Raw genomic sequence first — 6,099 nt, 5'->3', positions numbered from 1 at the left:
GTGCGTCTCATCGAAAGACAATTCAGCTTCTAAATCGTTCGAAAATCAAAACAAACGGGGCCCAGGCGACCCAAACTGAACTTTGCAACAGGGCCATGAGATCACAGCCATCCCGGATTTACTGGCTGTTTTAGAGATTAAAAACGCAATCGTTACGCTTGATGCCATGGGGTGCCAGAAGGCGATTGCGGCTAAAATCCTTGAGAAAGAGGCCGATTATCTCATCGCTTTGAAAGGCAATCAGGGCAAAATGCACAGGGCTGTTCAAGAGTTCTGCGCCCAAACCTGCTTTGAACGTCAGGCCAGTACCCACCCCATTCTTGATGGGTTTGATGATCATCATGGCCGCCTCGTAAGACGTCGTGTGTTCGTGTGCCCTGACGCGGTAGCGTTAGAACCGCTCCAGGATTGGCCCGGTTTGGCTAATGTCCTCGCCGTGGAAACGATCCGTAGTGTCACGGGATCGCAGAAAATAAACCCAGAAATCCGCTATTTTCTATCAAGCATCTCTGCACCGCCGGAGCTTTTGGCCAAAGCCATTCGTCAGCATTGGCACATCGAAAACTCTCTCCACTGGGTGCTTGATGTGTCTTTCAGCGAGGATCACTGCCAAATACGCGACCGAAATGCCGCACAAAACTTCTCGCTCCTACGGAAAATAGCCATCAACCTCGTGCGGCGTCATCAAACATCAAAAGCAAGCGTCAAAGGGCGACGCAAAATGGCCGCATGGAATGACAAATACATGCAGCAAATACTTACTGGCATTTTTCATGCGTAAGCCCTGGTCTGGTCGAAAGGCAGTTCGGAATTTACAACGTCTGAAACATCAATCAACTAGGATTACCTGCGTCCTTACCCCAACTTTGCAATAGGGCCGCTTCGGGCCCATATAGTAAAACGAATTTACTTTACTTTAATTTTCTTTCTATGCCTTGATCATTTTTGTGGAAAGAAATTCCACAAAAATGATCAAGGAAAGGATAAAAAACATGGGCATCGAATATCCTCACCAAACCAAACCCGAGGTCTCAGCACTATCTGCAATCAATCATTCTCGATCTAAAAACAAACAATATCAGAATCTTACTTCAAAAGATCAGTTAACCGTAGATGAAGATCGAATTCTCAAGAAGATTGCCTCTTAATAAGAAGGCTTTTTAAAGCGGAAGAAAGTTTAATATCTTTCTTCCGCCATTTCTATGGTGATAAAAATGAAATTCATCGAACGGAAGTATTCCGCTGAGTATTCAATATCATTGATAAACAAATATGCAGAATCTAAGTCATGGCACTTTGAGCTATCCTCATTAGGAAAATCTAACACAACAAGTAAATGCATAATAAAAAATAATAAGAGTGATATTTTAAGTGTTGGATATGGAAAAGGGTTGGGAAAAACATCAGAAGTTGGAAGTATATACGAATCTGTAGAGCATTATTTCTCTTCTTTTGAACAAATTTCAGAAAATATAAATTATTTGAAGACTGATTTTTTAGAATTTAACGATACAATTAAAAATACACCTTATTATTGTGAAATAGTTAGACAAAAAGGGAAAACTTTAGGGTGTTTACCTTATAAAAGAATATTTTCAGAAGAAATAAATTATGTTCCTGTATTTTTGTCTTTCGTTGATTACACAAATAAAAATCATCTTCATGATAACTTAGACTACAAAAAACTTCTAAAATTTGGAACAAATTCCGGAATTTCTATCGCAAACTCTTATGAAGAGGCGTGTATTCACAGCATCAGCGAGCTTATCGAGCGTGACGCTCTCTCTATTTTTCTCGCTAACCATTTTCTAGGCGACAAAAAATTTGGAAAAATAATAAATTTAGATAGCTTGCCAGATGAATTAAAAAACATAGTCGACATTATATTATCAAAATCGGCATTAAAAAATATAATTTTAATAGATATTACTACAAATATCGATGTTCCAAGCTTTTGTGCTGTTTCAGAAGACTATTTATATGCAGAAAATCCTCCTCCAATTGGCTCGGGCACTTCTATCTCCCCAATTTACGCGGCTTATCGTGCCCTCTGCGAACTATTACAATATCATGAGGTTCGCCTAACATCTCACTTAGTGTCTAAAGCAGAAAAATCAGCGTTACTTGCAGTTGGAAACTATAGAAAATTTGTTGATTGTGTAAATTTTAATGTAGACGAAATAATTATGCCCAAAATAAACTGGAATTATCCAGATGTATTCATAGATACAAATTCAATTCTAGAAAAATTATATTCCAAAATAGACGCTGTTGGTGGAAAGGTGTTTTGCTATGAAATTCACTCAGAACCTTCTTTATTTAGCGTTGTCAGCTGTCATTGCCCAATATTGGATAGATTCAATTTAGTCCGTATGGGTGCTGTAATGCTGCCTGGGCAAAGAGCAATGTCATATATGAAATAAGAGCGATTTACCGCTAAACTTCTAATTGATCGGCTTTCAGCAATTGATAAATTTCGTGACAGAATTTTGGTTTTCGAAGAAGGGCATTCTGCGGCGCTATCTGTTGCTAATCGGTGCGATTATCGCGACGCAAATCTCCGTCTATGGCTCGCTGCTCTTCACGCGCTGGGAGGGCGCTCTCGCCCAACTTTTAGTATCTGCCGATTCGAATAATTTCATCAGTTTCGTGGTCGCCCTCGTAATCGCCGTCTGCACCGCGGAAGTTAGTGCCGCGCTGGCATTACTCTTTATCAAATGGATTGGCATCGACTGGCGGCAATGGCTAACCAAACTTGTCATCCATGACTGGTTACAGAACAATTCCTTCGCCTGGATGGAGCAAACACGGCGTATCGACAATCCGGACCAGCGCATATCTGAAGACATCGACCAGTTTGCGACCACGCTACTATCGCTTGCGATCGGATTCCTCAAAAACATATCCCTGCTTTGGACATATTCTCTGCTCGTCTGGGAGAAAGGTGGTCCACTTGTTCTCGGATCGGCCGGACACAGGCTGACGATCCCAGGCGGCATGTTTTGGCTCAGCATCGCATGGGCCTGTTTCGTGACAATCATCGCGGCTTTCGCCGGCCGTGCGTTCAAGAACCTCACAATCCACCAGCAGCAGGCGGAAGCAAATTTTCGCTTTGCTGCCGCTGACATTCGCAACAATGCTGAGGCGATAGCACTCATGCGTGGCGGCCCGCGCGAGGGAGAAACGCTGCTCCGGAAGTTTCTCTCAGTCAGAATCGCCGTCCTTCGTCTCGCCTTCTTCAATACACGCTTCGACATGCTGCGCGGCGTCCTGGCGATGATCGGTGCTCAGATTCCCACATTGCTTCTCCTGCCACGCTATTTCCACCATGAGATCGGTGCGAACGCCCTCATGCAGACGGCAGCTGGAGTTGCTGCGCTGACAGTGAGTCAGCAATGGATCGTCGATAACTACACGACGATCCAACAGTTCCGCGCAGCCTCCACCCGTCTCACCGAGTTGAAAAATGCCGCAGCCGAAGCAGGCCGACTACATCGACCGGCCATCGAGCGCGCAGCCAATTCGGCATTTGTCCTGCACGATCTAAGTGTCACTGACCCAGAGAACAAAACGCTGATCGGCAATCTGTCTGCCACTATCCGCCCTGGAGAGCGCTGGATCGTGCGGGGCAGCCCGGGCTGCGGGAAAAGTTCCCTGCTGCGGACACTAGGCGGGCTATGTCCTTACGGTAACGGAACGATCCAGTTCCAGCAGGAGGCTAATGTCATGAGCTTACCTCAGCACGCCTATTTTCCGGATGGAACACTCCGCGACGCGCTCGCCTATCCTCAGCACGCTGGACATTTCACAGACGTCGACTATGCCGCAGCATTGAATGCCGCACTGATGACCCCGTTCAGATCGGCGCTCGACGAAACTGCTCGCTGGAGGAAACGCCTCTCCCCCGGCCAGTTGCAGAAGCTCGCCTTCGCCCGCGCCTTCCTTCACAAGCCCGACATCCTCTTCCTCGACGAGGCGACGGCTTCGCTCGACGCACAATCGGAGGACGTGCTCTATCGAACTCTGGTCGCACATCTTCCCGGCAGCATCATCGTTAGCGTCTCGCATCACCCGTCTCTCGATAATTTCCATACGAATGCTCTTGATCTCGCCGGAGATGGAACATGGACCTCCCGGAAAATGACACCGTAGAGGATCAAATGCCCTTATCGCAGAAACCATCCTTCCAGAGCGCCGCATAAATCCCGTTTGCAGACAGAAGCGTCGCGTGATCTCCGCGTTCTACAACACGTCCGCCATCCAGAACCAGAATCTCGTCGCTTTCGACGATCGTCGAAAGCCGGTGAGCGATCGTGATCGTCGTCACATCCCGCGTCATCTCGGCGATCCTCTCTTGAAGAGCTCGTTCAGTCGCGGCATCGAGTGCGCTAGTTGGCTCGTCGAAGATCACGAGGCGTGGCTTCCTCAGAAAGGCCCGGGCGAGCGACACTCTCTGCCGTTCGCCGCCCGACAGGCGCGCGCCCTGACTTCCGACGATTGTTTCCAGCCCCTCGGGCAACCGCTCCATCAATTCCGCCAACCCGGCGTATTCTAGCGCACGTTCAATCTCATGTTCCGTCACATCTGGCCTAGCAAAAAGCAGATTGGCACGCAGCGTGTCATGGAACAGAAAGACATCCTGCGGCACAAGAGCAATCGCGTTGCGTAATTGCCCGACCGGCAGTGTCGCCATATCCCGATCGTCCATGAAAACATGCCCCGGCAAAACTGGATAAAGACCGAGCAGCAGCTTGGCGAGCGTCGATTTCCCTGAGCCGGAGCGCCCTACGAGGGCAAGTTTTCCACCAGCAGGCAGCGAGAATGTGACGTTACACAAGGCTGGAGCGATGTCTTCTGCCGCTCCAGCCCTGCCTTTTTCTTGATAGGAGAACGTCAAATCGCGTACGTCAATGGCAAGCGGCGTGTCAGGGACATCGGCCATGTTATCGTCAGCGGCTTTCTGCATACAGGGACGGCTAAGGAGCCTCCCGCAACGCGCCACCGCTTCCATACCCTGCCCGAGTTCAGAAGCGACGTACCCTAACTGCTCGACCGGCATGATCGTCGCGATCAGATAGGCGGAGACCATGACGAAATCACCGACACTGGCCGTCCCGGAGCATACACGCCAGCCCGTCAGACCAAGAATTATAATACCACCACCCGCCGCCAGCGCAGCCCGAAGGGCAACATGGAGCATTGACTGACGAGAAAACAGCATCCAGGCGCGCGTCCCCTCCTCGCGCGCTCTAACCAGGCTTCCAACCGCAATGTCCTCTCGCCCAAAGGACCGTATAATCTCCTGATGGGACAAAATCTCGGTTGTGATCGAGGCGGTTTTAGTTTCATGAACAGAAGTCTTTGAATAAAGCACTGTCTCACCACGAAAATGCAGGAAATACACGATCCCGTAGGAAACAATAAAAACAAATAGACAGATCGCTACGTCCAGCGGCAACCCAGAACGCATGAGGATGACAACGGCTATAATCTCCTGTAACGCGATGGGAAAAATTGACAGCGCTATGGCGGAAAAAATGCGCATATAACCGAGCGTAGCATCGTGAATATCGCGGCCAATCCCACCGATTTTGTAATGCAGGAAGAAATTTCCTTCCTGACCGAGAACATCTTCATAAAATGCGCGTTCGATCCGCGTTTCAATTTGTTTTCGGAGAGGAACAAATAAAAAGGTGCTCGTAGCCAAGATAGCACGCGATCCGTTCACTGCCACGCAGTAGATAAGGATAAAAATAAATGACGCAAAAAAATTAGTCTTACCCAGACCGTTAACAACAAACGACAAGAAAAGGGGCGAAAAAGACACTACTACGCTGCCGAAAATGGACAGTGAAATGATAGCGGCAACGGACAACTTCTCACGAGACGTCATCGCCCGCCACGGCCTCAGAAGGACAATCCATAGCTCTTTAAGGGGGCGGCCTACCATTTTTAAATCCTAATTATATGTTAATATTCACATCAATAAAAGTAGCCTGCTATAATATAATAACATTACGGAGGATCTTTCAAAAGATTTTCTATATTCACCGTGCATCCGGCTTGATTATAATCACACAAGCTTTTGGCTGCCCGGCC

Annotated in this window: 4 protein-coding genes; 3 read left to right on the top strand and 1 reads right to left on the bottom strand. The window is 47.9% G+C overall.

All coding sequences use genetic code 11. The features are described from left to right. Nucleotides 1-82: 82 nt before the first annotated feature. The 3 genes from NTH01S_RS11040 (at nucleotide 83) to NTH01S_RS11025 (ending at nucleotide 4,152) form a co-directional block, all read left to right on the top strand. Nucleotides 83-781 (top strand): ISAs1 family transposase, encoded by a 699-nt coding sequence (locus tag NTH01S_RS11040; protein WP_245642384.1) that lies wholly within the window; start codon nucleotides 83-85, stop codon nucleotides 779-781. 433 nt (nucleotides 782-1,214) lie between these two features. After that, on the top strand, nucleotides 1,215-2,423 hold the full coding sequence (locus tag NTH01S_RS11030; protein WP_169802078.1) for a YcaO-like family protein: 1,209 nt from the start codon (nucleotides 1,215-1,217) through the stop codon (nucleotides 2,421-2,423). Between the two features lie 55 nt (nucleotides 2,424-2,478). Continuing rightward, nucleotides 2,479-4,152, top strand: a complete 1,674-nt coding sequence (locus tag NTH01S_RS11025; RefSeq protein WP_169802077.1) for an ABC transporter ATP-binding protein/permease — start codon at nucleotides 2,479-2,481, stop codon at nucleotides 4,150-4,152. A 4-nt stretch (nucleotides 4,153-4,156) separates the two neighbouring features. On the opposite strand, the gene NTH01S_RS11020 is transcribed toward NTH01S_RS11025, so the two are convergent. Next, complete coding sequence (locus NTH01S_RS11020) at nucleotides 4,157-5,950, bottom strand: ABC transporter ATP-binding protein (RefSeq protein WP_084367347.1); 1,794 nt, start codon at nucleotides 5,948-5,950, stop codon at nucleotides 4,157-4,159. Between the last annotated feature and the right edge of the window lie 149 nt (nucleotides 5,951-6,099).

This window comes from Neokomagataea thailandica NBRC 106555, from assembly GCF_001598495.1.
Lineage (GTDB): Bacteria > Pseudomonadota > Alphaproteobacteria > Acetobacterales > Acetobacteraceae > Gluconobacter > Gluconobacter thailandicus_A.
This window is presented reverse-complemented; position numbering and strand designations above follow the sequence as displayed.